At 43.3% G+C, this 26026-nt stretch carries 34 protein-coding genes, 13 tRNA genes and 3 rRNA genes; 1 reads left to right on the top strand and 49 read right to left on the bottom strand.

Going from position 1 to position 26026, the window contains the following annotated elements:
• Positions 1 to 6 precede the first annotated feature (6 nt).
• A complete protein-coding gene (locus PXH68_RS00600; RefSeq protein WP_248028803.1) occupies positions 7 to 384 on the top strand; it encodes an HIT family protein in 378 nt (125 codons plus the stop codon).
• Positions 385 to 411: 27 nt separating this feature from the next.
• Here the strand turns inward: PXH68_RS00600 and PXH68_RS00595 are convergent, their stop codons facing one another.
• From PXH68_RS00595 to rplB, 49 genes are all read right to left on the bottom strand, one after another.
• On the bottom strand, positions 412 to 621 hold the full coding sequence (locus PXH68_RS00595; RefSeq protein ID WP_248028804.1) for a heavy-metal-associated domain-containing protein: 210 nt from the start codon (positions 619 to 621) through the stop codon (positions 412 to 414).
• A gap of 77 nt (positions 622 to 698) precedes the next feature.
• Complete coding sequence (locus tag PXH68_RS00590; RefSeq protein WP_248028805.1) at positions 699 to 1169, bottom strand: CopY/TcrY family copper transport repressor; 471 nt, start codon at positions 1167 to 1169, stop codon at positions 699 to 701.
• A gap of 99 nt (positions 1170 to 1268) precedes the next feature.
• On the bottom strand, positions 1269 to 2777 hold the full coding sequence (locus tag PXH68_RS00585; RefSeq protein WP_248028806.1) for a zinc ABC transporter substrate-binding protein AdcA: 1509 nt from the start codon (positions 2775 to 2777) through the stop codon (positions 1269 to 1271).
• Positions 2778 to 2786: 9 nt separating this feature from the next.
• Positions 2787 to 3599, bottom strand: a complete 813-nt coding sequence (locus PXH68_RS00580; RefSeq protein ID WP_248028807.1) for a metal ABC transporter permease — start codon at positions 3597 to 3599, stop codon at positions 2787 to 2789.
• Positions 3592 to 4302, bottom strand: coding sequence for a metal ABC transporter ATP-binding protein (locus PXH68_RS00575; protein ID WP_248028808.1), 711 nt, complete (start codon positions 4300 to 4302; stop codon positions 3592 to 3594). The genes PXH68_RS00580 and PXH68_RS00575 overlap by 8 nt, the downstream gene beginning before the upstream one ends.
• On the bottom strand, positions 4302 to 4745 hold the full coding sequence (locus PXH68_RS00570) for a zinc-dependent MarR family transcriptional regulator (protein ID WP_248028809.1): 444 nt from the start codon (positions 4743 to 4745) through the stop codon (positions 4302 to 4304). Before PXH68_RS00570 ends, PXH68_RS00575 begins: the two co-directional genes overlap by 1 nt.
• A 112-nt stretch (positions 4746 to 4857) precedes the next feature.
• Positions 4858 to 4941, bottom strand: a tRNA-Leu gene (locus PXH68_RS00565).
• Between the two features lie 12 nt (positions 4942 to 4953).
• A tRNA-Gln gene (locus tag PXH68_RS00560) sits at positions 4954 to 5025 on the bottom strand.
• Positions 5026 to 5037: 12 nt separating this feature from the next.
• Positions 5038 to 5110, bottom strand: a tRNA-His gene (locus tag PXH68_RS00555).
• Between the two features lie 6 nt (positions 5111 to 5116).
• A tRNA-Trp gene (locus PXH68_RS00550) sits at positions 5117 to 5187 on the bottom strand.
• Positions 5188 to 5194: 7 nt separating this feature from the next.
• A tRNA-Tyr gene (locus PXH68_RS00545) sits at positions 5195 to 5275 on the bottom strand.
• Positions 5276 to 5290: 15 nt separating this feature from the next.
• Positions 5291 to 5363: transfer RNA gene (locus PXH68_RS00540), tRNA-Phe, on the bottom strand.
• Positions 5364 to 5366: 3 nt separating this feature from the next.
• Positions 5367 to 5440, bottom strand: a tRNA-Met gene (locus tag PXH68_RS00535).
• 9 nt (positions 5441 to 5449) lie between these two features.
• Positions 5450 to 5539 (bottom strand) — tRNA-Ser (locus PXH68_RS00530).
• 8 nt (positions 5540 to 5547) lie between these two features.
• A tRNA-Glu gene (locus PXH68_RS00525) sits at positions 5548 to 5619 on the bottom strand.
• A 5-nt stretch (positions 5620 to 5624) separates the two neighbouring features.
• Positions 5625 to 5698 (bottom strand) — tRNA-Ile (locus PXH68_RS00520).
• 34 nt (positions 5699 to 5732) lie between these two features.
• Positions 5733 to 5803 (bottom strand) — tRNA-Gly (locus PXH68_RS00515).
• Between the two features lie 6 nt (positions 5804 to 5809).
• Positions 5810 to 5882, bottom strand: a tRNA-Val gene (locus tag PXH68_RS00510).
• Between the two features lie 4 nt (positions 5883 to 5886).
• A 5S ribosomal RNA gene (gene rrf / locus PXH68_RS00505) occupies positions 5887 to 6002 on the bottom strand.
• A gap of 85 nt (positions 6003 to 6087) precedes the next feature.
• Positions 6088 to 8991, bottom strand: a 23S ribosomal RNA gene (locus tag PXH68_RS00500).
• A gap of 168 nt (positions 8992 to 9159) precedes the next feature.
• Positions 9160 to 9232: transfer RNA gene (locus PXH68_RS00495), tRNA-Ala, on the bottom strand.
• A gap of 52 nt (positions 9233 to 9284) precedes the next feature.
• Positions 9285 to 10841, bottom strand: a 16S ribosomal RNA gene (locus tag PXH68_RS00490).
• Together the 16S, 23S and 5S rRNA genes with 13 tRNA genes alongside form the textbook arrangement of a ribosomal RNA operon.
• A gap of 341 nt (positions 10842 to 11182) precedes the next feature.
• The gene (locus PXH68_RS00485) at positions 11183 to 11647 is read right to left on the bottom strand and encodes a sigma-70 RNA polymerase sigma factor region 4 domain-containing protein (protein WP_248028205.1); all 465 of its coding nucleotides are present in this window, start codon (positions 11645 to 11647) and stop codon (positions 11183 to 11185) included.
• A 104-nt stretch (positions 11648 to 11751) separates the two neighbouring features.
• A complete protein-coding gene (locus PXH68_RS00480; protein WP_248028204.1) occupies positions 11752 to 13020 on the bottom strand; it encodes a glutamate-cysteine ligase family protein in 1269 nt (422 codons plus the stop codon).
• A 183-nt stretch (positions 13021 to 13203) separates the two neighbouring features.
• A complete protein-coding gene (gene rplQ / locus PXH68_RS00475) occupies positions 13204 to 13590 on the bottom strand; it encodes a 50S ribosomal protein L17 (protein ID WP_000331493.1) in 387 nt (128 codons plus the stop codon).
• Positions 13591 to 13604: 14 nt separating this feature from the next.
• Positions 13605 to 14543 carry a DNA-directed RNA polymerase subunit alpha gene (locus PXH68_RS00470; RefSeq protein ID WP_172043752.1) on the bottom strand — a complete coding sequence of 313 codons (939 nt, stop codon included), beginning with the start codon at positions 14541 to 14543 and terminating at the stop codon, positions 13605 to 13607.
• Positions 14544 to 14587: 44 nt separating this feature from the next.
• Entirely contained in the window at positions 14588 to 14971 is a 384-nt protein-coding gene (gene rpsK, locus PXH68_RS00465) for a 30S ribosomal protein S11 (protein WP_003080097.1), read from the bottom strand.
• Positions 14972 to 14988: 17 nt separating this feature from the next.
• Positions 14989 to 15354, bottom strand: coding sequence for a 30S ribosomal protein S13 (gene rpsM / locus PXH68_RS00460; RefSeq protein ID WP_099832346.1), 366 nt, complete (start codon positions 15352 to 15354; stop codon positions 14989 to 14991).
• A 19-nt stretch (positions 15355 to 15373) separates the two neighbouring features.
• Complete coding sequence (rpmJ, locus tag PXH68_RS00455) at positions 15374 to 15490, bottom strand: 50S ribosomal protein L36 (RefSeq protein ID WP_001808836.1); 117 nt, start codon at positions 15488 to 15490, stop codon at positions 15374 to 15376.
• 24 nt (positions 15491 to 15514) lie between these two features.
• Positions 15515 to 15733, bottom strand: a complete 219-nt coding sequence (infA, locus tag PXH68_RS00450) for a translation initiation factor IF-1 (protein WP_002936627.1) — start codon at positions 15731 to 15733, stop codon at positions 15515 to 15517.
• Positions 15734 to 15854: 121 nt separating this feature from the next.
• Complete coding sequence (locus tag PXH68_RS00445; RefSeq protein ID WP_248028203.1) at positions 15855 to 16496, bottom strand: adenylate kinase; 642 nt, start codon at positions 16494 to 16496, stop codon at positions 15855 to 15857.
• A gap of 139 nt (positions 16497 to 16635) precedes the next feature.
• Positions 16636 to 17946: a preprotein translocase subunit SecY gene (gene secY, locus PXH68_RS00440; RefSeq protein WP_248028202.1), complete on the bottom strand. Its 1311-nt coding sequence runs from the start codon at positions 17944 to 17946 to the stop codon at positions 16636 to 16638.
• A gap of 13 nt (positions 17947 to 17959) precedes the next feature.
• Entirely contained in the window at positions 17960 to 18400 is a 441-nt protein-coding gene (rplO, locus tag PXH68_RS00435; protein ID WP_002936637.1) for a 50S ribosomal protein L15, read from the bottom strand.
• A gap of 173 nt (positions 18401 to 18573) precedes the next feature.
• Positions 18574 to 18756 carry a 50S ribosomal protein L30 gene (gene rpmD, locus PXH68_RS00430; protein WP_172043755.1) on the bottom strand — a complete coding sequence of 61 codons (183 nt, stop codon included), beginning with the start codon at positions 18754 to 18756 and terminating at the stop codon, positions 18574 to 18576.
• A 14-nt stretch (positions 18757 to 18770) separates the two neighbouring features.
• On the bottom strand, positions 18771 to 19265 hold the full coding sequence (gene rpsE / locus PXH68_RS00425; RefSeq protein ID WP_002936639.1) for a 30S ribosomal protein S5: 495 nt from the start codon (positions 19263 to 19265) through the stop codon (positions 18771 to 18773).
• An 18-nt stretch (positions 19266 to 19283) separates the two neighbouring features.
• Positions 19284 to 19640: a 50S ribosomal protein L18 gene (gene rplR, locus PXH68_RS00420; RefSeq protein WP_002936641.1), complete on the bottom strand. Its 357-nt coding sequence runs from the start codon at positions 19638 to 19640 to the stop codon at positions 19284 to 19286.
• Between the two features lie 88 nt (positions 19641 to 19728).
• Complete coding sequence (gene rplF / locus PXH68_RS00415) at positions 19729 to 20265, bottom strand: 50S ribosomal protein L6 (protein ID WP_002936644.1); 537 nt, start codon at positions 20263 to 20265, stop codon at positions 19729 to 19731.
• Between the two features lie 321 nt (positions 20266 to 20586).
• The gene (gene rpsH, locus PXH68_RS00410; protein WP_002936647.1) at positions 20587 to 20985 is read right to left on the bottom strand and encodes a 30S ribosomal protein S8; all 399 of its coding nucleotides are present in this window, start codon (positions 20983 to 20985) and stop codon (positions 20587 to 20589) included.
• Between the two features lie 336 nt (positions 20986 to 21321).
• Positions 21322 to 21507: a type Z 30S ribosomal protein S14 gene (locus tag PXH68_RS00405; RefSeq protein ID WP_002936651.1), complete on the bottom strand. Its 186-nt coding sequence runs from the start codon at positions 21505 to 21507 to the stop codon at positions 21322 to 21324.
• A 14-nt stretch (positions 21508 to 21521) separates the two neighbouring features.
• Complete coding sequence (gene rplE / locus PXH68_RS00400) at positions 21522 to 22064, bottom strand: 50S ribosomal protein L5 (protein ID WP_002936653.1); 543 nt, start codon at positions 22062 to 22064, stop codon at positions 21522 to 21524.
• Between the two features lie 23 nt (positions 22065 to 22087).
• The gene (rplX, locus tag PXH68_RS00395) at positions 22088 to 22393 is read right to left on the bottom strand and encodes a 50S ribosomal protein L24 (RefSeq protein ID WP_014637292.1); all 306 of its coding nucleotides are present in this window, start codon (positions 22391 to 22393) and stop codon (positions 22088 to 22090) included.
• Positions 22394 to 22470: 77 nt separating this feature from the next.
• Entirely contained in the window at positions 22471 to 22839 is a 369-nt protein-coding gene (gene rplN / locus PXH68_RS00390) for a 50S ribosomal protein L14 (protein WP_002936658.1), read from the bottom strand.
• 24 nt (positions 22840 to 22863) lie between these two features.
• Positions 22864 to 23124, bottom strand: a complete 261-nt coding sequence (rpsQ, locus tag PXH68_RS00385) for a 30S ribosomal protein S17 (RefSeq protein WP_000440801.1) — start codon at positions 23122 to 23124, stop codon at positions 22864 to 22866.
• A gap of 23 nt (positions 23125 to 23147) precedes the next feature.
• The gene (rpmC, locus tag PXH68_RS00380) at positions 23148 to 23354 is read right to left on the bottom strand and encodes a 50S ribosomal protein L29 (RefSeq protein WP_002936659.1); all 207 of its coding nucleotides are present in this window, start codon (positions 23352 to 23354) and stop codon (positions 23148 to 23150) included.
• Between the two features lie 9 nt (positions 23355 to 23363).
• The gene (gene rplP / locus PXH68_RS00375; protein WP_002936660.1) at positions 23364 to 23777 is read right to left on the bottom strand and encodes a 50S ribosomal protein L16; all 414 of its coding nucleotides are present in this window, start codon (positions 23775 to 23777) and stop codon (positions 23364 to 23366) included.
• 3 nt (positions 23778 to 23780) lie between these two features.
• Positions 23781 to 24434, bottom strand: coding sequence for a 30S ribosomal protein S3 (gene rpsC / locus PXH68_RS00370; protein WP_044689746.1), 654 nt, complete (start codon positions 24432 to 24434; stop codon positions 23781 to 23783).
• A 12-nt stretch (positions 24435 to 24446) separates the two neighbouring features.
• A complete protein-coding gene (rplV, locus tag PXH68_RS00365; protein WP_002936662.1) occupies positions 24447 to 24791 on the bottom strand; it encodes a 50S ribosomal protein L22 in 345 nt (114 codons plus the stop codon).
• A 17-nt stretch (positions 24792 to 24808) separates the two neighbouring features.
• Positions 24809 to 25090 (bottom strand): 30S ribosomal protein S19, encoded by a 282-nt coding sequence (rpsS, locus tag PXH68_RS00360; protein ID WP_000533766.1) that lies wholly within the window; start codon positions 25088 to 25090, stop codon positions 24809 to 24811.
• Between the two features lie 101 nt (positions 25091 to 25191).
• Positions 25192 to 26025 carry a 50S ribosomal protein L2 gene (rplB, locus tag PXH68_RS00355; protein ID WP_002936663.1) on the bottom strand — a complete coding sequence of 278 codons (834 nt, stop codon included), beginning with the start codon at positions 26023 to 26025 and terminating at the stop codon, positions 25192 to 25194.
• Between the last annotated feature and the right edge of the window lies 1 nt (position 26026).

Below are 26026 nucleotides of genomic sequence, written 5' to 3'. Positions count from 1 at the left end.
AATGACATGACCTGTATTTTTTGTCACCAACTCAATGAAAATGACATTCTCTACCAGACGGAGCATTTCAAGGTCGTCTGGGACATTGACCCTGTCCAAACAGGGCATCTGCTGATTATCAGCAAGGAACACTATGACACGCTCAGCCAAGTCTCTCCTGCTATTCGCTATGAGCTATCAGACTTGGAAGTCTTTTTGACTGAGAAACTCTGTCAAATATTGGCAATTGACGGTGTGACCATAGCCTGCAACGATCGCTTGTTTGATGCTGGCACCCATTTCCATGTCCACCTGATTCCACGCTTTCAATCAGACGGCTTCTGGGACCAAATTTCACTTGCACAAGTGCAACTGGATCTGACTCACTTTCTCAAAGCATTATAAAAAGCAGCTCGCCGGCTGCTTTTTCGCTTATATTAACTCTTCCACTTCATAGATAGTGTCTTCCAGCACCTCTTGGTATCGCTCCAAGTCATAGGCCACAGAGGTTTCCACCTCCGCCAACTGCTGATCCAGCTGGATTTTCACTTCTTCCACCCCGTCCAAATCCAAGAGGTGATTGGTCACATGTTTGACACAGTTCTGACAGGATAAGTTTTTCAATTTCAAAGTTTGCTTCATGTTCTTTCTCCTTTTTTATACTCAATTAAAATCAGATTCAGACTAGGCGACGCAGATGCAGATAGAACTGAAGTTCATCAAGTCAAGTCAACAACATCTGAGGTTGATTTTCGAAGAGTATGATGATGCCCACAGGTACATTGACCCGCCAAGCATTGACATGCGATTTGCTCAGGTGCAGTCTTTTGTAGCTGAGAGATTTTGCTGGCTAGATTTTCTAGGCTTTTTTGGGAAAATGTCCCTGTGTCTAGCAGTTTTTCAACCAGTTGCCCCTGTTTTGTGGAACATATGGTAGCTAGTAAGAGCTCCACCTGCCCCTGCAAATGTTCTTCTTCACTGATCAGCGGATAATAGTGGTACTTGCTAGTTTCCTTAGCCATTCTCAAATAATTTTTCTTCCGCAAACGACCTAAAAGTGTCTTAATGGTCGTTGCCTGCCAATCAAAGCCTTCCTGCAAGGCCTGAATAATTTCCTGAGAAGTCGCACCAGGATGGGCCCACAGAACCCGCATGACCTGCCACTCCGCAGCAGAAATTGTCTGCTCCACACATTCACCTCCAATCACATTTCTACAATCAGTTTACATTTGTAGTCAAAAAATGTCAAGAAGAAAGACCGAGCAAGATACTCAGTCGATTTTCCTATGTTAGTGAGCCAGCATTTCCTGACCGATTTCCAAACCAGTCAAACCAACTGGATAGTAGGTCGGCCAGTTTTCCAATTCTTCCAATAGTTTTTCTTGGCTCTCTCCACCAAAATAGATATGGAAGTGTCCTGTCTTAACAGGAGCAATATTGTGGTCACTGAATTGCACATACTTGTAATCACCAGCATTTGGATCCGTTGCTTCAAATAAGAAACGAACACCACGGTTACCTTTTTTATAAGTCAAAATTTCATAACCCACGTACTTATAGGTATACTTGTAAGACTTGTCTCCCACTACAAACTCCATGGTATTATCTGTAATGTTGATTTGATCAACGTCTGTCTTGTAACCTGTGTCGTAGTATGCCTTATACTCTTCAGCTGTCATACCACCTTTGATCTTAGCCTTGTAATCCCAGACCTGATCTAGTGTACCATCAAGCAAGTATGGATAAACAGATTGCCACTCACCTGCATAATCTGAAAGAGTACGATCTTTTACGGCAGAATCTTCAAAATAACCATTATAAACAGTTTGCGCAGTCTCAGCACCTTCTTCTGGCAAAATTTCAGAACCTTCTTGGGAAGTTGTTTTTTCAAGGGCAGTCAGATTATCTTCCATAACAGAAATATAATCCTTACCATTTTTCATATCCTCATCCGTCAAACTTTCAAGAGGATTAAGAACGTCCAACTGAACCCCAGTCTCTTTAGCAAGTGTTTCTGCAACAGATTTTGACGCATTTTCTTCAAAATAGATATACTTAATACCATATTTATTGATATACTCTGTCAATTCTGCTAGACGTGATGGAGTCGGATCCTCATCTGCAGCAACACCTGTAATAGAAACTTGTTTCAAACCATAGTCCAAAGCTAAATATGCAAATGCAGTATGTTGTGTAACAAAGTATTTCTGTTTCGCAGCAGATAATGTTTCAGAATACTTCATATCTAAAGCATCTAATTTCTCAATATAGGCAGCCGCATTTGTTTCAAAAGCATCTTTCTTTTCTGGGTATTTAGCTACCAAACTATCACGAATATTTTCTACAAGTGTGATGGCACGCTCAGGAGACAACCATACATGCGGATCATAAGCATGGCTATGCCCCTCCTCACTATGGTCGTGATCCTCACCTTCTTCACTACCTGGTAACAAGAGCATCCCTTCCGTCGCACTAATCACATTAACCTTTGTTGTATCAAGTGATTTTTCAACATCATGAACCCATGTTTCCATATTTTCATTTTCATAAACAAAAGCATCTGCCTCTTGGATACGAGCAATATCTTTAGCTGACGGCTCATAACCATGAACTTCTGTCCCAGCCTTAACCAACAGATCAACATTTGCCTCATCACCTGCTACCTGCTTGGTGAACTCATAAACAGGATAAAAGGTCGTTACAATATTCAACTTCCCATCTTCAGAAGCTGTGCTATTGCCACAAGCCCCTAAAAGCAAAGCTGAGACAGACAATAATAATAAACCAACTTTTTTCATCTTAACTCCTTATTTTTTAAATTTTTGAACAACATTCACCAGTAAGAAAATACTAATGAAAATCAAGGTAATGCTAGCACTTGCAGGTGTTTCAGCATAGTAAGACGTCAACAAACCAGTGACCATTCCAAAGAAACCTATCGACATCCCAATCACAATCACCGACTTGAAATTTTTCCCTAGACGAAGTGCAATGGCTGCAGGCAAGACCATGATGGTCGATACCAAAAGAGCACCAGCCGCAGGAATCATTAGGGCAATGGCGACACCTGTCACCACATTAAATGCAATAGACATGGCACGTACTGGTAAACCGTCCACAAAAGCTGTATCCTCATCAAAGGTCAAGATATACATAGGACGTAGGAAAAGAAGCATCAACAAGATAACCGCACCTGCAATACCAAACAAAGCCCAGACCTGTTCTTGGCTAATAGTGACAATCGATCCAAATAGATATTGATCTAAACTCAAACTCGATTTACCGCCAGACTTATTCATGACAATAAGAGAAATAGCCAGACCTGTTGACATCAAAATAGCCGTACCAATTTCCATAAAGTTTTTATAGATCGTCCGCAAGTACTCAAGAAAGACTGCTGCCACAATCACAACAAGTAAGGTTGACACAGTCGGAGAAATCCCCAAAACCAAACCAAACGCCACACCTGCTAAGGAAACGTGACTAAGGGTATCTGACATCAAACTCTGTCTTCTGAGAATGAGAAAAACACCCAGGATTGGCGAAAACAAACTCATAGCAATAATTGCCAAAAAAGCCCGCTGCATGAAATCATACTGGAAAATAGACAGATCAAACATGGCCAACCTCCGTGTCTAGTTCCGCATCATGAACATTGAAACAACGCCAAGGTGAAGCCTGGTCACGAACCAAGTGAATATTACGATCTGCATACCGACTCAACTCATCAGGATCATGAGTAATCATCAAAACAGCCTTTCCATGCTTTTTAGCAGAATGGTGCATTAACTTATAAAAGGCATCCTTGGTACCACTGTCCATACCAGTAGTCGGCTCATCCAGAATGAAAATATCCGGATCAGATGCAAACATCCGAGCAATGACAGCCCGTTGCTTTTGTCCACCGCTCAGTGAACCCAGTTTTTTATCTCGATGATCCCACATACCAACTGATTCCAAACTCTTCTTCACATGTTCCTCATCGTGAGCCGTCAACCGTCTAAACCAACCCTGCCTTGGGTAACGCCCCGAACGAACAAATTCCAAAACAGTACTTGGAAAACCAGCATTAAAACTAGCAATCTGCTGTGGGAGATAGGCCATCCGCAATTTCTTACCCGAAATACTCTTATCAGAAATCACAACAGTGCCAGACAAAGGTTTCAAAATTCCCAGCGTCGCACGAATCAAAGTCGACTTTGCTGCTCCATTCTCTCCAGTAAGTGTTACAAATTCTCCACTATCCAAATGATAATGAATGTGCTCTAAGACCGGTTCTTGTTCATATGAAAAAGACAAGTCTTCAACAGTGATATATCTCATTACTTTTTAATTTTCCCAACTAAATCAGTCAAAAAACGACCGATAATCTCTTGTTCCTCTTGGCTATAAGCAGCCAAAACTTCGTCATAAGTAGCAATTGTTAATTCATGATGATGCGCATGTTCTAAAGCAATTGGCTTGGCCTTATCAGTCAACTGATACCGAATGATACGTGCATCCTTTTCATCCCGCATCCCCATCAACATATCTTTTGCCAATAAGGATTTAACAGCCTTGGTAATAGCAGCCTGGCTGACCCCCAATTCCTTGGCGATTTCAGAACTAGTATATGACTTATTCTCAATCAACATCAAGATATGTTCCTGTGTATTAGTCAGCGTTTCTTGACTCTGGCAAGCCCCAACCAAAATTTCCAAATGATTTTCAGAACTCAGGATAATCTCCTGTAATTTGACTTCTATTAAATGCGCAAGCTTACTCATAAGTATTTCCTTAATCAATTAATTGTTAACTTGTTAAGTATATCATAAAAAATTGAAAATGCAAGCAAAAAGAAAGAACTTTCAAGAAAAACTTGAAAGTTCTTTTCAACTATACCGGCGGCCGGGGTCGAACCGGCACGTCCTTGCGGACACTGGATTTTGAGTCCAGCGCGTCTGCCAATTCCGCCACGCCGGCTTATAGTTGTAACTGGGGTAGCTGGATTCGAACCAACGAATGAGGGAGTCAAAGTCCCTTGCCTTACCGCTTGGCGATACCCCATTAATAAAAATAGGCGAGTGAGGGGAATCGAACCCCCGAATGTCAGAGCCACAATCTGATGTGTTAACCACTTCACCACACCCGCCATCTACACGGGCAGTAGGAATTGAACCCACACTGAAGGTTTTGGAGACCTTAGTTCTACCTTTAAACTATGCCCGTAAAGGTATGGAGAGAGAGGGATTCGAACCCCCGAACCCGAAGGAGCGGATTTACAGTCCGCCGCGTTTAGCCTCTTCGCTATCTCTCCAGAATATTAAGTTAATGGCGCGAGACGGAATCGAACCGCCGACACATGGAGCTTCAATCCATTGCTCTACCAACTGAGCTACCGAGCCAAATTGCGGGAGCAGGATTTGAACCTACGACCTTCGGGTTATGAGCCCGACGAGCTACCTAGCTGCTCCATCCCGCGCTAATCAAAAGGAGGATGTGGGATTCGAACCCACGCACGCTTTTACACGCCTGACGGTTTTCAAGACCGTTCCCTTCAGCCGGACTTGGGTAATCCTCCAATAAATACAGTCCGTACGGGATTCGAACCCGTGTTACCGCCGTGAAAAGGCGGTGTCTTAACCCCTTGACCAACGGACCATATATGGGCACGAGTGGAATCGAACCACCGACCTCACGCTTATCAGGCGTGCGCTCTAACCATCTGAGCTACGCGCCCAAACAAAAGTTTGGGTAGAACATATTTAGTTCAAAGCGGGTGACGAGAATCGAACTCGCGACAACAGCTTGGAAGGCTGTAGTTTTACCACTAAACTACACCCGCTTAAAATGGGAGTTAACGGGATCGAACCGCTGACCCTCTGCTTGTAAGGCAGATGCTCTCCCAGCTGAGCTAAACTCCCTTGCGCTAAGCGACTACCGTATCTCACAGGGGGCAACCCCCAACTACTTCAGGCGTTCTAGGGCTTAACTGCTGTGTTCGGCATGGGAACAGGTGTATCTCCTAGGCTATCGTCACTTAACTACTGAGTCTTGTCAACTCAAAATTGAATATCTATATTCTAACAAGTTTTACCAACGCTGTCAATATTGACTCTAGTTTATTTTTTGGATAAGTCCTCGAGCGATTAGTATTGGTCCGCTACATGTGTCGCCACACTTCCACTTCCAACCTATCTACCTGATCATCTCTCAGGGCTCTTACTAACATAAAGTTATGGGAAATCTCATCTTGAGGTGGGTTTCACACTTAGATGCTTTCAGCGTTTATCCCTTCCCTACATAGCTACCCAGCGATGCCTTTGGCAAGACAACTGGTACACCAGCGGTAAGTCCACTCTGGTCCTCTCGTACTAGGAGCAGATCCTCTCAAATTTCCTACGCCCGCGACGGATAGGGACCGAACTGTCTCACGACGTTCTGAACCCAGCTCGCGTGCCGCTTTAATGGGCGAACAGCCCAACCCTTGGGACCGACTACAGCCCCAGGATGCGACGAGCCGACATCGAGGTGCCAAACCTCCCCGTCGATGTGAACTCTTGGGGGAGATAAGCCTGTTATCCCCAGGGTAGCTTTTATCCGTTGAGCGATGGCCCTTCCATACGGAACCACCGGATCACTAAGCCCGACTTTCGTCCCTGCTCGAGTTGTAGCTCTCGCAGTCAAGCTCCCTTATACCTTTACACTCTGCGAATGATTTCCAACCATTCTGAGGGAACCTTTGGGCGCCTCCGTTACCTTTTAGGAGGCGACCGCCCCAGTCAAACTGCCCGTCAGACACTGTCTCCGATAGGGATAACCTATCCGGGTTAGAGTAGCCATAACACAAGGGTAGTATCCCAACAGCGCCTCTGTCGAAACTGGCGTCCCGACTTCATAGGCTCCTACCTATCCTGTACATGTGGTACAGATACTCAATATCAAACTGCAGTAAAGCTCCATGGGGTCTTTCCGTCCTGTCGCGGGTAACCTGCATCTTCACAGGTACTAAAATTTCACCGAGTCTCTCGTTGAGACAGTGCCCAAATCATTACGCCTTTCGTGCGGGTCGGAACTTACCCGACAAGGAATTTCGCTACCTTAGGACCGTTATAGTTACGGCCGCCGTTTACTGGGGCTTCAATTCAGATCTTCGCTTACGCTAAACCCTCCTCTTAACCTTCCAGCACCGGGCAGGCGTCACCCCCTATACATCATCTTACGATTTAGCAGAGAGCTGTGTTTTTGATAAACAGTTGCTTGGGCCTATTCACTGCGGCTCAGTTTAACTGAGCACCCCTTCTCCCGAAGTTACGGGGTCATTTTGCCGAGTTCCTTAACGAGAGTTCTCTCGCTCACCTGAGGCTACTCGCCTCGACTACCTGTGTCGGTTTGCGGTACGGGTAGAGTATGATACAACGCTAGAAGATTTTCTCGGCAGTGTGACGTCACTAACTTCGCTACTAAACTTCGCTCCCCATCACAGCTCAATGTTATAGATACAAGCATTTGACTCATATCACACCTCACTGATTAGACGGGCACTTCCAATCGCCCGCTTTAGTTAGCCTACTGCGTCCCTCCATCACTTCATACTCTAGTACAGGAATATCAACCTGTTGTCCATCGGATACACCCTTCGGTCTCTCCTTAGGTCCCGACTAACCCAGGGCGGACGAGCCTTCCCCTGGAAACCTTAGTCTTACGGTGGATGGGATTCTCACCCATCTTGCGCTACTCATACCGGCATTCTCACTTCTATGCGTTCCAGCACTCCTCACGGTATACCTTCTTCACACATAGAACGCTCTCCTACCATAACACCTAAGTGTTATCCACAGCTTCGGTAAATTGTTTTAGCCCCGGTACATTTTCGGCGCAGGGTCACTCGACTAGTGAGCTATTACGCACTCTTTGAATGAATAGCTGCTTCTAAGCTAACATCCTAGTTGTCTGTGCAACCCCACATCCTTTTCCACTTAACAATTATTTTGGGACCTTAGCTGGTGGTCTGGGCTGTTTCCCTTTCGACTACGGATCTTAGCACTCGCAGTCTGACTGCCGACCATAAATCTTTGGCATTCGGAGTTTATCTGAAATCAGTAAACCGAGATGGCCCCCTCATCCAAACAGTGCTCTACCTCCAAGATTCTTAATGTCGACGCTAGCCCTAAAGCTATTTCGGAGAGAACCAGCTATCTCCAAGTTCGTTTGGAATTTCTCCGCTACCCACAAGTCATCCAAGCACTTTTCAACGTGCCCTGGTTCGGTCCTCCAGTGCGTCTTACCGCACCTTCAACCTGCTCATGGGTAGGTCACATGGTTTCGGGTCTACGACATAATACTAAGGCGCCCTATTCAGACTCGGTTTCCCTACGGCTCCGTCTCTTCAACTTAACCTCGCATCATATCGTAACTCGCCGGTTCATTCTACAAAAGGCACGCTCTCACCCATTAACGGGCTCGAACTTGTTGTAGGCACACGGTTTCAGGTTCTATTTCACTCCCCTTCCGGGGTACTTTTCACCTTTCCCTCACGGTACTGGTTCACTATCGGTCACTAGAGAGTATTTAGGGTTGGGAGATGGTCCTCCCGGATTCCGACGAGATTTCGCGTGTCTCGCCGTACTCAGGATACTGCTAGGTATAAAGACTATTTCGAATACGAGGCTATTACTCTCTTTGGCCTACCTTCCCAGGTAGTTCTTCTATAATCTTTAAGTCCACATTGCAGTCCTACAACCCCGAGGAGTAAACTCCTCGGTTTGCCCTCCTGCCGTTTCGCTCGCCGCTACTAAGGCAATCGCTTTTGCTTTCTCTTCCTGCAGCTACTTAGATGTTTCAGTTCACTGCGTCTTCCTCTACACTACCTTAACAGTAGTGAGTGACAGGCATCAACCTGCCGGGTTCCCCCATTCGGACATCTCTGGATCTTCGCTCACTTACAACTCCCCAAAGCATTTCGTCGTTTGTCACGTCCTTCATCGGCTTCTAGTGCCAAGGCATCCACCGTGCGCCCTTATTAACTTAACCTTATTAACCTAACTTTTTTTCAAAAATTAGAAAACTCATTAAATATTCACAGCGTTTTCGGTTTATTTTCTTGTTACTATTTCTTAATGTATCTTAATCGATACATCAGGAATGTTTGATAGATATTCAATTTTCAATGGACAAAACTTTAACAACTTCCGTTGTTAATGGAGCCTAGCGGGATCGAACCGCTGACCTCCTGCGTGCAAAGCAGGCGCTCTCCCAGCTGAGCTAAGGCCCCACAAGACCTCTCAAAATTAAAGAAGACTAACGTACAGGTTCCATTTCCTTAGAAAGGAGGTGATCCAGCCGCACCTTCCGATACGGCTACCTTGTTACGACTTCACCCCAATCATCTATCCCACCTTAGGCGGCTGGCTCCTAAAAGGTTACCTCACCGACTTCGGGTGTTACAAACTCTCGTGGTGTGACGGGCGGTGTGTACAAGGCCCGGGAACGTATTCACCGCGGCGTGCTGATCCGCGATTACTAGCGATTCCGACTTCATGTAGGCGAGTTGCAGCCTACAATCCGAACTGAGACTGGCTTTAAGAGATTAGCTTGCCGTCACCGACTTGCGACTCGTTGTACCAGCCATTGTAGCACGTGTGTAGCCCAGGTCATAAGGGGCATGATGATTTGACGTCATCCCCACCTTCCTCCGGTTTATTACCGGCAGTCTCGCTAGAGTGCCCAACTGAATGATGGCAACTAACAATAGGGGTTGCGCTCGTTGCGGGACTTAACCCAACATCTCACGACACGAGCTGACGACAACCATGCACCACCTGTCACCAGTGTTCCGAAGAAAAATCCTATCTCTAGGACGGTCACTGGGATGTCAAGACCTGGTAAGGTTCTTCGCGTTGCTTCGAATTAAACCACATGCTCCACCGCTTGTGCGGGCCCCCGTCAATTCCTTTGAGTTTCAACCTTGCGGTCGTACTCCCCAGGCGGAGTGCTTAATGCGTTAGCTGCGGCACTGAGTCCCGGAAAGGACCCAACACCTAGCACTCATCGTTTACGGCGTGGACTACCAGGGTATCTAATCCTGTTCGCTCCCCACGCTTTCGAGCCTCAGCGTCAGTTACAGACCAGAGAGCCGCTTTCGCCACCGGTGTTCCTCCATATATCTACGCATTTCACCGCTACACATGGAATTCCACTCTCCCCTTCTGCACTCAAGTTTGACAGTTTCCAAAGCGTACTATGGTTAAGCCACAGCCTTTTACTTCAGACTTATCAAACCGCCTGCGCTCGCTTTACGCCCAATAAATCCGGACAACGCTCGGGACCTACGTATTACCGCGGCTGCTGGCACGTAGTTAGCCGTCCCTTTCTGGTAAGATACCGTCACAGAGTAGATTTTCCACTCCTACTCCCGTTCTTCTCTTACAACAGAGCTTTACGATCCGAAAACCTTCTTCACTCACGCGGCGTTGCTCGGTCAGGGTTGCCCCCATTGCCGAAGATTCCCTACTGCTGCCTCCCGTAGGAGTCTGGGCCGTGTCTCAGTCCCAGTGTGGCCGATCACCCTCTCAGGTCGGCTATGTATCGAAGCCTTGGTGAGCCGTTACCCCACCAACTAGCTAATACAACGCAGGTCCATCTCATAGTGAAGCAGTTGCTCCTTTCAAGCATCTACCATGCGGTAAATACTGTTATGCGGTATTAGCTATCGTTTCCAATAGTTATCCCCCGCTATGAGGCAGGTTACCTACGCGTTACTCACCCGTTCGCGACTCACTTATCTCGGTGGAGCAAGCTCCGGTGATATAAGTGCGTTCCACTTGCATGTATTAGGCACGCCGCCAGCGTTCGTCCTGAGCCAGGATCAAACTCTCATAAAAAGTTTTGATTCAAACTCAAGCTATCACTAGCTTTCCGTTTTATTGTTTTTTTCGTTATTGACGATTTATCCTTAGATAAATCACCCTGCACGTTTGGTTCGTCTTCTTTAATTTTCAAAGGTCTTGTTCGTTATCGCTCTCTCGCGACAACTATCTTAGTTTATCATTTCTTGCGAAACTTGTCAACACTTTTTTGAAACTTTTTTTATTTCGTTTCTTCTCTGTTAACTGCTCGCTCGAGACAACTCCATTATTCTATCACCTTAACCTACCTTTGTCAATAACTTTTTGAAACTTTTTTTATTTTTTCTTTTCCTTTTCCTTTTTCTTCATCCCCCTTGTCACCTAAAATCTTTCAAGACTTCTCTGAGTTCTCTCACCATCTCTTGTCGGCCTTTGAACCGTTCGCCTCGGATTAGTTTCATATAGTTATCTTGTTGGGTTGGGGATAGCTGGTCATAATAGCTCCGTAATCCATCTCGTAGTGTCAATAAGTCATCTTGTAAGAGCCCTGGACTGCGTAAGCAATGGCTCAGATCTCCTATCTCTTCATGTTGCATGCGATCAAAGGTCCGTTTTTGGCTGGCTTGTTGGCGAAGTTTATCCTTAATGTAGTTCCGAAACCGGACTTTGAAGAAGCCGTATAGGTTCTGACTATCCTTAAGCCCTGGGTACTCCTGTATGAGTTGATAGAAGACCAGCATCCCCTCTTGGTGCCAATCGCTGTGTTCCCACCCTTTTAAATAATACTCTCTGCGGGTTTTATCAACTATTCCCTTAACTTTTCTGTACTCTGATGAAAACATATAGTCTACCTCTTCCTATTTTTGTTTTCATTCTACTAACAATATCATCTCCTGAACAGGACATAAATGTCCGATTACTCTAAAATACCAAAAAAACTAGACCTTTACTGGTCTAGTTTTTCTTTTAGAGATTGTAGATAAATTTCTTCCCCATAATCACGCATTTGTAGGCCTTCTTCTGCAAGGATCACTAGTTCTTTTGATAGCTGATGCATCTGAGACTTTGTGGTTGAATCAAGATACTTTTTAGAAAATAAATGACGCATTTGTGGAATATCAAATTTTTGCTCTCGGTACAGCAAATGGTTGGAAATCAATTTTTCTGCCTTTGTACGATTAATGAGCAGCCCTAATTGAAAGGCAGTTGGTACAAAGCTCTGGTCAAATGGTTGTGCGCAAACACTTCTTAGCTCGACTGTGCTGCGGGTTGTTAGCAGCTGATAATGATAGGCTCGATGATATTGGATGTCTTCGTTTTGCGGAATAAGAGCGCTAGTTTGTCCCAAAAGATCTGTAGCTTGGATGCTCTCTGCTTGAAAATAGTCAGAGACGGTCATTGGAGGAAAATAGTAATCAACACCGTCTCGTTGGCAGCAAAACATGGCGGACTGATCCAATACATCGAGGTAATCATCCAGCTGATCAAATCCCCAATCAAATGGCCCAACATTTTTGGAAATGACTCCGTGCATCGATTTTTCCCACAAGAAGTCACGTGCAATCGTCAGCCCTTGAACAATCTCATCTTGACCTGAATTGGCAAACAAATAGGCCTTAACAGGTTCCAAAAGGTTAAAAAAATTCAATACCGGCAGGACGGATGTTCGATCCACATCAAATTGCACTTGATTACCATGTATAAAGCCTGCATAATCTAGAAAGGAATGACAATCCTTTCTAGACTTTCCAAGGGCTAAATAAGCCATTAAAAGCTTGTAGCGGCCTATCGGTATTGGACTGTAGTCATTCTCCTTCCAATAAGGATGAAGCCCCTTGCCTTGTAGTTCATAGCCCTTTTCACTTAGAATACCTTGAATAATCGGGAGATAGTCTTGAAATCGATCTACGATTTGGTGAAGATTACTTGCTTTTTCGAAAGCAATTTCAAGCGTAGTATAAGTGACTTCAAAAACCAGCATGTCTTTTGCTGGCGTCTGAATTCCGATAATATTTCCTGCATCATCCCATGCAGTTGCAATTGCTTGCAAGGGGGCCATCAAGTCACTCAGTAAGGAAACCATGTCTTGGCTCTTAGTTCCTCTACCAGCTTTTGAAACGATGGGAAACTCTAGTTCTACTCCGATGTATAGTTCTTTTTCTTGTGGAATTGGCTGAATGTAACGCTTAAATAATAATTGTTTTGATAGAGACAAGGTCCTCTCCTTACTTAAAAACGCCTGCTTACAAAATCATTCTATTTTAGAGTGATTTCGTAAACAAGCGTTACGTCTATTCTGATGAGTGTTACCGCTGGGCAGAAGCCCAGCAGTAGACCAGAGCTAGACTAAGAATAGTAACTATTCCATCATCATAACACTCAACAAAATTGATGATTATTAAACTAATTCGATGATAGCCATTGGGGCTGCATCGCCACGACGTGGTTCAGTTTTAAGAATACGAGTGTATCCACCGTTGCGTTCTGCATAACGAGGTGCGATTTCTGAGAACAATTTTTGAAGTGCTGTAGTAGAAGTGTACTTATCAGTAGCTTCATCATAGTTTTCAGATGCGATTTCGTTACGTACAAATGCAGCTGCCTGACGACGAGCGTGCAAATCGCCACGTTTACCAAGTGTGATCATTTTTTCAACTGTTTTACGGATTTCTTTAGCACGAGCTTCAGTTGTAACGATTGATTCGTTGATCAAAAGGTCTGTCGTCAAATCGCGCAACATTGCTTTACGTTGTGAGCTAGTGCGTCCTAGTTTACGGTATGCCATGATTTCCTCCTATATTATTTATCTTTCTTCAATCCAAGACCGAGATCAGCCAATTTAACTTTGACTTCTTCAAGACTCTTACGGCCAAGATTGCGTACTTTCATCATTTCTGGCTCAGATTTCTCTGTCAAATCAAATACAGTATTGATTCCGGCACGTTTCAAACAGTTGTAAGAACGTACTGAGAGATCCAATTCTTCAATTGTGCGGTCTAACATCTTATCATCGGAAGCCACTTCAGTTTCTTTCATCACTTCTGCAGATTTTGCAACCTCAGTTAAGTCTGTAAAGAGACCCAAATGTTCCATCAAGATACGAGCAGATAAGCCAAGGGCATCTTCTGGCACAATTGTACCATTGGTCATGATTTCAAGTGTTAGTTTGTCAAAACCATCATTGCTACCAACGCGAGCTGGTTCAACTTGGTAATTAACTTTTTTCACTGGCGTGTAGATTGAATCCACAGCAAGTGTACCTACTGGTGCATCATCTTTTTTGTTTCCTTCAGCAGGAACATAGCCTCGACCTGAATTTACTTTAAGAACTGCTTTGAAGCTAGCTCCTTCAGCAATGGTGAAGAGATGATGATCAGGGTTTACAATTTCAATATCACTGTCTGTTAGAATATCGCCTGCAGTTACATCTGCTGGACCCACCACATCAAGTTCAATCGTCTTTTCGTCTTCGACATAAGATTTTACAGAAATCCCTTTGATGTTAAGAATGATTTGCATAACATCTTCACGAACACCTGGAACGGTATCGAATTCGTGCAATACTCCCTCAATTTTAATTGAAGTTACAGCAGCACCTGGAAGAGATGCCAAAAGTACACGACGAAGAGAATTTCCGAGAGTTGTGCCGTAACCACGCTCAAGTGGTTCGATTACAAATCTACCAAAATCTTTATTTTCATCAATTTTTGTTATAGTTGGTTTTTCAAACTCAATCATTTCCTACTCCCTCTTAAACGAAAAGCTGTGTATGGTTTGTATGATTATACACGGCGACGTTTTGGAGGACGAGCACCATTGTGTGGTACAGGAGTCACATCACGAATTGCTGTTACTTCAAGACCAGCGGCAGCAAGAGCGCGGATAGCAGACTCACGACCTGAACCTGGGCCTTTAACGGTAACTTCAACTGTTTTAAGACCGTGTTCTTGTGCAGATTTAGCAGCAGCTTCAGCAGCCATTTGAGCAGCAAATGGTGTAGATTTACGAGAACCTTTGAAACCAAGAGCACCAGCTGATGACCAAGCAAGAGCGTTACCATGCACATCAGTAATCATAACAATAGTGTTATTAAATGTTGCGTGAATATGAGCAATACCAGATTCGATATTCTTTTTCACACGACGTTTACGTGTTGGTTTAGCCAATTTTTCTACCTCCTATTTTATTTTTTCTTACCTGCGATCGCAACAGCTTTACCTTTACGAGTGCGGGCATTGTTTTTAGTGTTTTGTCCACGGACAGGAAGTCCACGACGGTGACGGATACCACGGTATGAACCGATTTCCATCAAACGTTTGATGTTCAAGTTAACTTCACGACGGAGGTCACCTTCAACTTTGATTGCATCAACTTCACGACGGATAGCGTCTTCTTGATCAGGTGTCAAGTCTTTTACGCGAACATCTTCTGAAATACCTGCAGCAGCAAGAATTTTCTTAGAAGTTGCGAGACCGATACCGTAAACATAAGTCAATGAAATAACTACACGTTTGTCATTTGGAATGTCAACTCCAGCAATACGAGCCATGTTTTCTCCTTTCTATTTCTTAACCTTGACGTTGCTTGTGTTTAGGGTTTGCTGGGCAAATCACCATAACACGACCATTACGACGAATAACTTTGCAGTATTCGCAAATTGGTTTGACCGATGGTCTTACTTTCATGTTTAATCCCTCCAAGTATTTCGACTATTTAAAGCGGTATGTGATACGGCCACGCGTCAAGTCGTAAGGACTAAGCTCAACAGTTACACGGTCACCGACTAAAATACGGATGTAGTTTTTACGGATTTTTCCTGAAACAGTTGCAAGGACTTGGTGTCCATTTTCCAACTCAACAGTGAACATAGCATTAGGCATAGTATCGACTACTTTACCTTCAATTTCAATCACATCTTCTTTTGCCATGCAAAAGTATCCCCTCTCTAAATTTCGATTTGATGCCCTCTGAACACAGAGGTAACAATTATAAGTCAGACTAGGCTATTTTATCATGTTTGTCAACAAAACGCAAGCCTAATCCCTTTAATTATTTCAAATTTGTTAAAACTGTATCGATCGCAGCAAAAACCACTTCGATATCTTGATCACCTTCGATATCATGAACCAAACCTTTGTTTCGGTAATGGTCGATGATTGGCTGACCTTGTGCAATATTGACTTCTAGACGGCGTTTTACAGATTCCGGTTTATCATCTTCACGTTGGTAGAAATCCTCTTCTTTATAATCACCAACTGGTGGATTGAAGATCTTGTGGAAGGTTTCTCCCGTTTCTTTATGAATGATACGACCACTTAGACGCTCCACCAATTTTGCTGGGTCGATTTCAATGTTAATCACCCCTTGCAATTCAATGCCCAAATCTGCCAAACTTGCATCCAAGGCATGTGCTTGCTCAATCGTGCGTGGATAACCATCCAACAAGAAACCTTTTTCTTTGATGTCATCTTGTAGCAAACGTTCTTTAACAATACCGTTGGTCACTTCATCTGGTACTAAATCGCCCTTGTCGATGTATGACTTAGCCAAAAGTCCCATTTCAGTTTGATTGGCCATTGCTGCACGGAACATATCTCCAGTGGAAATATGAGCAACATTAAATTTTTCAACAATCTTTGCGGCTTGAGTGCCCTTGCCTGCACCTGGTAAGCCCATGATTAAAAGATTCATGACAAACTCCTTATTTTGTTTTCACATAAATTTGCCACTATTGACAAACTTATCTAAAAACAAAATAGGAGCTAGACGACTAACAATCGTCACTTCAGCTCCTATTTCAAAATTCCCTAAAAGGGAAGCGACTAGCGTACTAGTCTGTAATTTCCATAAAACCTACATATTTTCTCTTAAGAAGGTAGCCTTCCAATTGCTTGATACCTTCGATACTTGTCATGATGACGATGATCAGACTGGTACCAAGGAAAGCGATGTTTGAAGATAATCCAAATAGATTTTGAGCCAAGATTGGAAGAAGGGCAATGAAGCTCAAGAAGAGTGAGCCGATTGCTGCCAATCGTTTCAAGAGGGTTGAAAGATATTTCTCTGTTCCATTTCCTGGACGAACACCGTGGATGTATGCAGCACTCTTTTGCAAACTTTCAGCGGTTTTCTCAGGGTTAACCTGAACAAAAGTATAGAAGAAAGTAAACAAAATGATGAGCAGGGCATAAACAACCATACCTTTAACGGTTGAATAATCAAAGTATTCCTGAATGTTCAATAACCAACCAATACTGCGGTTTTGACTTGCCAAGAATTGGATGATTGAAGTTGGAATCGCAGTGATGGAACCTGCAAAGATAACAGGGATAACACCAGCTGGGTTCAGCTTCAACGGCAAGTAAGAACTGGACGGTGCGCCTTGGGCGCGTTTGGTGTACTGAATTGGAATTTTGTATTCAGCTTGTTGAACAAAGGTTGTAAAGTAGATTACCACTAAGATCAAAACTACCAAAATCGCTACATAAATCGCAGACTCTACTAAACGACTAGATTCAATGTTGATGAAGCGATCTTCATAGATTTCATAAAAGGTTCCTGGCAATGATGAAATGATACCTGCAAAGATTATCATTGATGTACCATTTCCATAGCCCTTATCAGAAATCAACTCACCCAACCAGGAAACGATAACCGATCCTGTTGTCAGAATAGATCCGATAATGAGATAGGTTTTCCAATCCAAAGGCATGGATGTCAACTTAGCACCTGAGAGGGCATTAAAGCTGGCAATAATACCGATTGATTGAACAAAGGCCAAAACAACTGAAATGTATCGAGTAGCTTGATTTAGTTTTCGCCGACCGACCTCTCCTTGTCTGCCCCATTCTACAAATTTTGGAAGAATATCCATTTGTAGGAGCTGAACAATGATGGATGCGGTAATGTATGGACTCACTCCAAGTGCAAATACAGAAAAGTTACGCATGGCGTTACCAGAGACCAAACTCAACATGTTCAAAAATGGTACATTTGAGAGGGCCTCTAGGCTTTTCGCATTCACACCTGGAACAGTAATGTGAGTCCCGATTCGGAAGACAAAAAGGATAAACAAGGTAAAAAGAATCTTTTTACGTACGTTTTTGACCTTTAAGGCATCTTTTAAAAGTTTAAAAAACATAGGCTGTCACCTCTTAGATGACTTCTACTGAGCCACCTTTAGAAGTGATTGCTTCTTCAGCTGATTTAGAGAATTTAGCAGCTTTAACTGTCAATTTCTTCGTCAATTCGCCGTTACCAAGAATCTTAATTCCTGATTTTTCAGCTTTAACGATTCCAGCTTCGATAAGCACAACTGGTGTTACTTCTGCACCATCTTCAAAAGCGTTCAATTGATCAAGGTTAACGATTGCGTACTCTTTAGCGTTGATGTTTGTGAAACCACGTTTTGGAAGACGACGGAACAATGGTGTTTGTCCACCTTCAAAACCTGGGCGAACACCGCCACCGCTACGAGCTTTTTGACCTTTTTGACCACGGCCAGAAGTTTTACCGTTACCTGATGATGTACCACGACCTACACGGTTGCGGACTTTACGAGAACCTGTTGCAGGTTGCAATTCATGAAGTTTCATTATTTTTCTCCTCTTTTTTCAATGCTAGCGCCTGTGGAGACCAAAGAGTCTTCTTCCACAAACTCGCCACTATACTGACAGTAAGTCGCAAAGATTTCTCTATGCGACTTCGTCAATTGTTTAATTATTTAGAAGTTGCACAAACTAGGTTTGGCAAAACCAAGTACAATGACTTAGTTTACTTCTTCGACAGTTACCAAGTGAGAGATAGCGTTCACCATACCAAGGATAGCTGGGTTATCTTCCTTAACAACTGAGCTGTTCAATTTACCAAGTCCAAGTGCAACAACTGTTTTACGTTGTTCTGGTTTGCGACCGATTGGAGACTTAGTCAAAGTGATTTTAATTTGAGCCATGAGTATCTCCTTTCTTATGCTAAATCAGAAACTGAAATGCCACGAAGTGCAGCCACTTCTTCAGCACGTTTCAATTGTTTCAAACCTTCAACTGTTGCGCGAACGATGTTGATTGGTGTGTTTGAACCAAGTGACTTAGAAGTCACATCTGCGATACCTGCCAATTCGATTACGGCACGAGTTGCACCACCGGCAGCAACCCCAGAACCTTCTGAAGCAGGTTTCAACAATACACGAGCGCCGCCAAATTCTGAGCGAACTTCGTGAGGAATTGTTGTACCAACCATTGGTACTTCAATCATGTTTTTCTTAGCAGATTCAACTGCTTTACGGATAGCTTCTGGTACTTCTTGAGCTTTACCAGTACCGAAACCTACGCGACCGTTACGGTCACCAACAACCACAAGAGCTGCAAAACGAAGACGACGTCCACCTTTAACAACTTTTGTAACACGGTTGATGGCTACTACGCGTTCTTCAATTTCAACTGCGTTATCTTTGAATGCCATTTCTTAGTGTCCTCCCTATTAGAATTTCAATCCGTTTTCACGAGCTGATTCAGCCAAAGCTTTCACACGTCCGTGATAGAGATATCCACCGCGGTCAAAGACCACTTCAGAAATACCTTTAGCTACCGCGCGTTCAGCAACGAGTTTACCTACAACAACAGCTTGTTCTGTCTTAGTACCTTTTGAAACTTCTTTATCAAGAGTAGAAGCGCTTGCGAGCGTTACACCCGCTACGTCATCAATCACTTGAGCGTAGATGCCTGTATTAGAACGGAAAATGTTCAAACGTGGGCGAGCAGCAGTTCCAGAGATTTTACCGCGAACGCGACGGTGGCGTTTTTGGCGGATTTTGTTTTTATCTGGTTTTGAAATCACAATATTCACCTCTTAATGTATGATTCTGTTTCTTACGAAACAATTTGAGAAATAGTCAGCCAGGTGGCTAAGCCACCTCAGCAAGCTATTATTTACCTGTTTTACCTTCTTTACGGCGAACGAATTCACCAACGTAGCGGATACCTTTACCTTTGTATGGCTCAGGAGCACGAAGGCTACGGATATAAGCTGCTGTTTGACCAACAACTTCTTTGTTGATACCAGACACGACGATTTGTGTTGGTGTTGGAACTTCAAATGTAATACCTTCTGGTGCAACCACTTCATCTGGATGTGATTTACCAACAGCAAGTGTCAATTTGTTACCAGCCAATTGAGCACGGTAACCGACACCACGCATTTCAAGTTCTTTTTTGAAGCCTTCAGAAACACCAACAACCATGTTGTTGAGGTTAGCACGGCTAGTACCGTGAATAGTCTTCATTTCTTTTGAATCGTTTGGACGGTGAAGAGTAACTTCTGTACCTTCCACACGGATTTCAATAGCAGTTGGGAATTCACGAGTCAATTCCCCTTTAGGTCCTTTTACAGTTACCACGCCGTTGTTTTGAGCAAGCTCAACACCAGCAGGCAATGTAATTACTTTATTACCAATACGTGACATATTTTTTAATTCTCCTGTTAAATTATCAAGCCGTCTAGCGACTAGTTTTCACGGGGGCTCATGATACAGAGGGCGTTAAGAAGTCAATGTAAAAATAGGAATACTGACGCAGAAGCCTAAGCTTCGAGGAAGGATTGTCTTTTTTACACAGACTTTAGCCCGTGTTCGAATGAGCAGGTTTTATGATACCTTCAAATCAGATTATTAGATTTGAACCCGAGCTGTGACCTGTGTGAAAAAGATAAATCAAACTTGAATGCAAGTATTCTTCGTTTGATTTCCTATTTTCACTTGGGTCACTACGCTCTTGATATCATCCAATTACCAAACGTATGCGATAACCTCACCACCAACGTTCTTTTGACGAGCTTGTTTGTCAGTCAAAAGACCTTCTGATGTTGAGATGATTGCGATACCAAGTCCGTTAAGAACTTTTGGAATATCTTCACGTTTTGAGTAAACACGAAGACCTGGTTTTGAAACGCGTTTCAAGTTAGTGATAACTTTTTCACCGTTTGGTCCGTATTTCAAGAATACACGGATGATGCCTTGTTTGTCATCTTCGATGAATTCAACGTTTTTCACAAAACCTTCGTTTTTAAGGATTGTAGCAATACCTTTTTTGATGTTTGATGCAGGAACTTCAAGCACTTCGTGTTTTGCTTGGTTAGCGTTACGAATACGTGTCAAAAAATCTGCAATTGGGTCAGTCATAACCATTTGTTGTTTCTCCTCTTACTAGCAGTTTGATTGGATCACTTGCTAGTTAATGTGTGCCTGATAGGCAATGCAAAGTTTGAATTTGCTAGTATGATGCTATTGCATCCTAACATTTGAACACAGGCTACGGCCTGTGTGAAAAAGATAACTCTATCTAGAACGCAAGCGTTCTTCGCTAGAGTTCCTATTTTCACTTTGTCCGTCACGCCCTTAGTATCATGTTTTAATTGAGTTCGAGCTACAACCTTAGCAAAGAAGATAGATTTTCCTAGAAGTAAACTTCATCGTCAAATCTCCTATCTTTGCGTTGGTTGCTAAACGCTCTCACATCTTATCTTACCAAGAAGCTTTTGTTACGCCAGGAATTTGTCCAAGGTAAGCCAAGTCGCGGAAGCATACACGGCACAATTTGAATTTGCGGTAAACTGAGTGTGGACGTCCACATTTTTCACAGCGTGTGTAAGCTTGTGTAGAGAACTTAGCTGGGCGTTTGTTCTTAGCGATCATTGATTTTTTAGCCATTTATTCTCTCCCTCTTATTTTGCAAACGGCATACCAAGGCCAGTAAGCAATGCACGTGATTCTTCGTCAGTGTTAGCAGTTGTAACGATAACGATATCCATACCGCGAGTCTTATCAACATCGTCGAAGTTGATTTCTGGGAAGATCAATTGCTCTTTCACACCAAGTGTGTAGTTACCACGTCCGTCGAATGACTTAGTTGGTACACCGTGGAAGTCACGTACACGTGGAAGTGAAACTGTAACCAATTTGTCCAAGAACTCATACATACGTTCGCCACGAAGAGTTACTTTCGCACCGATCGCAACACCCTCACGAAGACGGAAGCCGGCGATTGATTTCTTAGCTTTAGTGATAAGTGGTTTTTGACCTGAGATCAAAGCCAATTCTTGAGCAGCTTTCTCAAGGTTTTTAGCGTTAGAAACAGCGTCACCAACACCCATGTTCAAAACGATCTTATCAACTTTTGGCACAGCCATAACTGAAGAATAGTTAAATTGTTCAGTCAAAGCAGGAACTACTTCATTAAGATATTTTTCTTTTAAACGATTTGCCATTATACTTCTCCTTTCCTTCGTGATTAATCAAGCACTTCGCCTGATTTTTTGTTGTAGCGAACTTTTTTGCCGTCTACAAACTTGTAACCAACGCGTCCTGCAACACCATTTTTGTCAAGAACTTGAACGTTTGACACATGGATTGGAGCTTCTTTTTCAACGATAGCGCCTTGAGGGTTTTCGCTGTTTGGTTTTTGGTGTTTCTTAACGATGTTAACACCTTCAACAATAACTTTGTTTACTTTTGGAAGTGCTGTTACAACAAGAGCTTCAACGCCTTTGTCTTTACCAGCGATTACGCGAACTTTATCGCCTTTTTTTACAAACATTTGATTTCTCCTATAATTTCTTACGCCCTAATGGGCACCCTGGTTAGTAATGTAACCAGGGGACTTAGTTTGTTAGATTAAAGTACTTCTGGTGCCAATGAAACAATTTTCATGAAACCGCCATCACGCAATTCGCGTGCCACTGGGCCAAAGATACGAGTTCCGCGAGGGTTTTTGTCTTCACGGATGATAACTGCAGCATTCTCATCGAATTTGATGTATGAACCATCAGCACGACGAGCACCTGTCTTAGTACGAACGATAACGGCTTTAACAACGTCACCTTTTTTAACCGCACCACCAGGAGTAGCTTGTTTTACTGAAGCAACGATGATGTCGCCGATGTTCGCGAATTTACGTCCTGAACCACCAAGAACTTTGATTGTCAAGATTTCACGTGCGCCACTGTTATCAGCAACTTTCAAACGAGTTTCTGTTTGAATCATGTCAATTTTCTCCTTTCAGGTTGATTAAATGATAACTGCCTCTTCCACAACTTCTACAAGACGGAAACGTTTTGTAGCTGAAAGTGGGCGAGTTTCCATGATACGAACGATATCGCCTTCTTTAGCAACATTGTTTTCATCATGAGCTTTGTACTTTTTAGAGTAGTTAATACGTTTACCATAGACTGGGTGGTTACGTTTAGTTTCAACTACAACTGTGATTGTTTTGTCCATTTTGTCAGATACTACGCGTCCAACAAGAACTTTACGATTATTGCGTTCCATTGAAATTCTCCTTTCCCAATCTATTATTTAGTTTCAGATTGCACAGTCTTGATACGTGCAATTTGTTTCTTCACTTCGTTCAAACGAGCAGTTTGCTCAAGTTGACCAGCAGCAGCTTGGAAACGAAGTTCGAAGAGTTCTTTCTTCAATTCGTTTTCTTTCTTAGCAAGTTCTTCTTGAGAAAGGCCACGAAGTTCTTTTACAAAATCTTTAATTTCTTGAAGTTTCATGTCTTCTCCTTATTCTGCTTCACGTTTTACGAATTTAACTTTAACTGGCAATTTGTGACCAGCAAGGCGGAATGCTTCGCGAGCGATTTCTTCAGAAACGCCAGCTACTTCAAACATAACCTTACCGCGTTTAACTGGAGCTACCCAACCTTCAGGAGCACCTTTACCAGAACCCATACGTACACCGATAGCTTTAGCAGTGTATGATTTGTGTGGGAAGATCTTGATCCAAACTTTACCACCACGTTTCATGTAACGCGTCATAGCGATACGGGCAGCTTCGATTTGGCGGTTTGTAATCCATGAGCTAGTAGTTGCTTGAAGACCGTATTGACCAAAGTCTACTTGTTTTCCACCTTTAGCTTCACCGCGCATTTTTCCACGGAATTCACGACGGTGTTTTACACGTTTAGGTACTAACATTTGTTATTTACCTCCTTTAGTGTTTTTACGAGCTGGAAGAACTTCACCACGGTAGATCCATACTTTGATACCAAGTTTACCGTAAGTTGTCAAAGCTTCTTCCCAAGCGTAGTCGATATCCGCACGAAGTGTATGAAGAGGAACAGTTCCTTCTGAGTAGCCTTCTGCACGGGCAATATCAGCACCGTTCAAACGACCAGAAACTTGTGTTTTGATACCTTTTGCACCAGCGCGCATTGCACGTTGGATAGCTTGTTTTTGAGCACGGCGGAATGCCACACGTTGCTCCAATTGACGAGCGATTGACTCACCAACAAGGTGTGCATCCAAATCAGGTTGTTTGATTTCGATGATGTTGATGTGTACTTGTTTACCAGTCAATTTGTTCAATTGAGCACGAAGTGCATCAACGTTGCTACCAGCTTTACCGATAACCATACCTGGCTTAGCAGTGTGGATAGAAACGATAACTTTGTTTACAGCACGTTCGATTTCGATTGTTGATGTTGACGCATCAGCCAATTCTTTTTTGATAAAGTTGCGGATTGCAAGATCTTCATGAAGGTAATCCGCGTATTCTTTTTCAGCATACCATTTAGCATCCCAATCACGGATGATGCCAACACGCATACCAATTGGATGTACTTTTTGACCCACGTTTTTACCTCCTTATTTCTCTGCCACAACTACAGTGATGTGAGCTGTGCGTTTGTTGATTGGTGAAGCAGAGCCTTTCGCACGTGGACGGAAACGTTTCAACGTTGGTCCTTCGTTTGCGAATGCTTCGCTGACTACCAAGTTAGCTTTTTCCAAACCAAAGTTGTTTTCAGCGTTAGCGATTGCTGAGTTCAAAACTCCCTCGATAATGCCTGCAGCTTTGTTTGGTGTGAATTTCAAGATTGCGATTGCGTCTGCTACGCTTTTGCCACGGATGTTATCCAAGACAAGACGTGATTTACGAGGTGAAACACGTACTGTGCGAGCAGTTGCTTTAGCTGAAGTAATTTCTGCCATTGTGTTTTCCTCCTAAATTATTTACGACGAGTTTTCTTGTCGTCAGCAGCATGACCTTTGTAAGTACGAGTTGGTGCAAATTCACCAAGTTTGTGACCTACCATGTCTTCTTGAATGTATACAGGTACGTGTTTACGTCCATCGTAAACTGCGATTGTATAACCGATGAAACTTGGGAAGATCGTTGAACGACGTGACCAAGTTTTAATTACTTTTTTCTTTTCGTCGTTTGCTTGAGCTTCAACTTTTTTCATCAAATGCTCATCGACGAAAGGTCCTTTTTTAAGACTACGTCCCATTTTAGTGTTTTCTCCTTTAAAATATGTACCACAGCGGCTTGCCCGCATAGCGGGCTACCGAGTTGGCGGATGATATAGAATGCTAAGCAACTAAGAATAGATTATTTTTGGTTGCGACGACGAACGATAAGTTTGTCAGATTTAGCTTTCTTGTTACGAGTTTTCAAACCAAGAGCTGGTTTACCCCATGGTGTAGATGGTGCTTTACGACCAACTGGTGCTTTACCTTCACCACCACCGTGTGGGTGATCGTTAGGGTTCATTACAGAACCGCGAACTGTTGGACGGATACCTTTCCAACGGCTACGACCTGCTTTACCAAGGTTAACAAGGCCATGTTGTTCGTTACCTACAGTACCAACAGTAGCACGGCAAGTACCAAGGATCATACGAACTTCACCTGATTGAAGGCGAACAAGAACGTATTTACCTTCTTGACCAAGAACCTGTGCAGATGCACCAGCAGCACGAACCAACTCACCACCGCGACCTGGTTTCAACTCGATGTTGTGAACAACAGTACCGACTGGGATGTTTGCAAGTGGAAGTGCGTTACCAACTTTGATATCTGCTTCTGGGCCTGAAACGATGCGTTGACCAACTTCAAGACCTTTAGGAGCAATGATGTAAGCTTTAACACCGTCTGTGTAGTGTACAAGAGCGATGTTTGCTGAACGGTTTGGATCGTACTCGATAGTTTTAACGATTGCTTCAACGCCATCTTTGTTACGTTTGAAGTCTACCAAACGGTAGAAACGTTTGTGACCGCCACCTTGGTGACGAACAGTGATGCGACCGTTGTTGTTACGACCAGCTTTGCTCTTCAAAGCAACAAGCAAGCTTTTTTCTGGAGTGCTTGTTGTGATTTCAGCGAAGTCCAAAGAAGTCATGTTACGACGGCCATTTGTCGTTGGTTTATAAACTTTAATACCCACG

The organism is Streptococcus sp. 29896 (assembly GCF_032594915.1).
Lineage (GTDB): Bacteria > Bacillota > Bacilli > Lactobacillales > Streptococcaceae > Streptococcus > Streptococcus suivaginalis.
This window is presented reverse-complemented; position numbering and strand designations above follow the sequence as displayed.

What these genes read in the sequence shown, in the direction of transcription:
- PXH68_RS00600 (WP_248028803.1), top strand. Translation starts at nt 7, where the DNA reads ATGACCTGTATTTTTTGTCACCAACTCAATGAAAATGACATTCTCTAC.
- PXH68_RS00595 (WP_248028804.1), bottom strand. Translation starts at nt 621, where the DNA reads ATGAAGCAAACTTTGAAATTGAAAAACTTATCCTGTCAGAACTGTGTC.
- PXH68_RS00585 (WP_248028806.1), bottom strand. Translation starts at nt 2,777, where the DNA reads ATGAAAAAAGTTGGTTTATTATTATTGTCTGTCTCAGCTTTGCTTTTA.
- PXH68_RS00580 (WP_248028807.1), bottom strand. Translation starts at nt 3,599, where the DNA reads ATGTTTGATCTGTCTATTTTCCAGTATGATTTCATGCAGCGGGCTTTT.
- PXH68_RS00575 (WP_248028808.1), bottom strand. Translation starts at nt 4,302, where the DNA reads ATGAGATATATCACTGTTGAAGACTTGTCTTTTTCATATGAACAAGAA.
- PXH68_RS00570 (WP_248028809.1), bottom strand. Translation starts at nt 4,745, where the DNA reads ATGAGTAAGCTTGCGCATTTAATAGAAGTCAAATTACAGGAGATTATC.
- PXH68_RS00485 (WP_248028205.1), bottom strand. Translation starts at nt 11,647, where the DNA reads ATGTTTTCATCAGAGTACAGAAAAGTTAAGGGAATAGTTGATAAAACC.
- rplQ (WP_000331493.1), bottom strand. Translation starts at nt 13,590, where the DNA reads ATGGCATACCGTAAACTAGGACGCACTAGCTCACAACGTAAAGCAATG.
- PXH68_RS00470 (WP_172043752.1), bottom strand. Translation starts at nt 14,543, where the DNA reads ATGATTGAGTTTGAAAAACCAACTATAACAAAAATTGATGAAAATAAA.
- rpsM (WP_099832346.1), bottom strand. Translation starts at nt 15,354, where the DNA reads ATGGCTCGTATTGCTGGAGTTGACATTCCAAATGACAAACGTGTAGTT.
- rpmJ (WP_001808836.1), bottom strand. Translation starts at nt 15,490, where the DNA reads ATGAAAGTAAGACCATCGGTCAAACCAATTTGCGAATACTGCAAAGTT.
- infA (WP_002936627.1), bottom strand. Translation starts at nt 15,733, where the DNA reads ATGGCAAAAGAAGATGTGATTGAAATTGAAGGTAAAGTAGTCGATACT.
- PXH68_RS00445 (WP_248028203.1), bottom strand. Translation starts at nt 16,496, where the DNA reads ATGAATCTTTTAATCATGGGCTTACCAGGTGCAGGCAAGGGCACTCAA.
- secY (WP_248028202.1), bottom strand. Translation starts at nt 17,946, where the DNA reads ATGTTTTTTAAACTTTTAAAAGATGCCTTAAAGGTCAAAAACGTACGT.
- rplO (WP_002936637.1), bottom strand. Translation starts at nt 18,400, where the DNA reads ATGAAACTTCATGAATTGCAACCTGCAACAGGTTCTCGTAAAGTCCGC.
- rpmD (WP_172043755.1), bottom strand. Translation starts at nt 18,756, where the DNA reads ATGGCTCAAATTAAAATCACTTTGACTAAGTCTCCAATCGGTCGCAAA.
- rpsE (WP_002936639.1), bottom strand. Translation starts at nt 19,265, where the DNA reads ATGGCATTCAAAGATAACGCAGTTGAAATTGAAGAACGCGTAGTAGCC.
- rplF (WP_002936644.1), bottom strand. Translation starts at nt 20,265, where the DNA reads ATGTCACGTATTGGTAATAAAGTAATTACATTGCCTGCTGGTGTTGAG.
- rpsH (WP_002936647.1), bottom strand. Translation starts at nt 20,985, where the DNA reads ATGGTTATGACTGACCCAATTGCAGATTTTTTGACACGTATTCGTAAC.
- PXH68_RS00405 (WP_002936651.1), bottom strand. Translation starts at nt 21,507, where the DNA reads ATGGCTAAAAAATCAATGATCGCTAAGAACAAACGCCCAGCTAAGTTC.
- rplE (WP_002936653.1), bottom strand. Translation starts at nt 22,064, where the DNA reads ATGGCAAATCGTTTAAAAGAAAAATATCTTAATGAAGTAGTTCCTGCT.
- rplX (WP_014637292.1), bottom strand. Translation starts at nt 22,393, where the DNA reads ATGTTTGTAAAAAAAGGCGATAAAGTTCGCGTAATCGCTGGTAAAGAC.
- rplN (WP_002936658.1), bottom strand. Translation starts at nt 22,839, where the DNA reads ATGATTCAAACAGAAACTCGTTTGAAAGTTGCTGATAACAGTGGCGCA.
- rpsQ (WP_000440801.1), bottom strand. Translation starts at nt 23,124, where the DNA reads ATGGAACGCAATAATCGTAAAGTTCTTGTTGGACGCGTAGTATCTGAC.
- rpmC (WP_002936659.1), bottom strand. Translation starts at nt 23,354, where the DNA reads ATGAAACTTCAAGAAATTAAAGATTTTGTAAAAGAACTTCGTGGCCTT.
- rplP (WP_002936660.1), bottom strand. Translation starts at nt 23,777, where the DNA reads ATGTTAGTACCTAAACGTGTAAAACACCGTCGTGAATTCCGTGGAAAA.
- rplV (WP_002936662.1), bottom strand. Translation starts at nt 24,791, where the DNA reads ATGGCAGAAATTACTTCAGCTAAAGCAACTGCTCGCACAGTACGTGTT.
- rpsS (WP_000533766.1), bottom strand. Translation starts at nt 25,090, where the DNA reads ATGGGACGTAGTCTTAAAAAAGGACCTTTCGTCGATGAGCATTTGATG.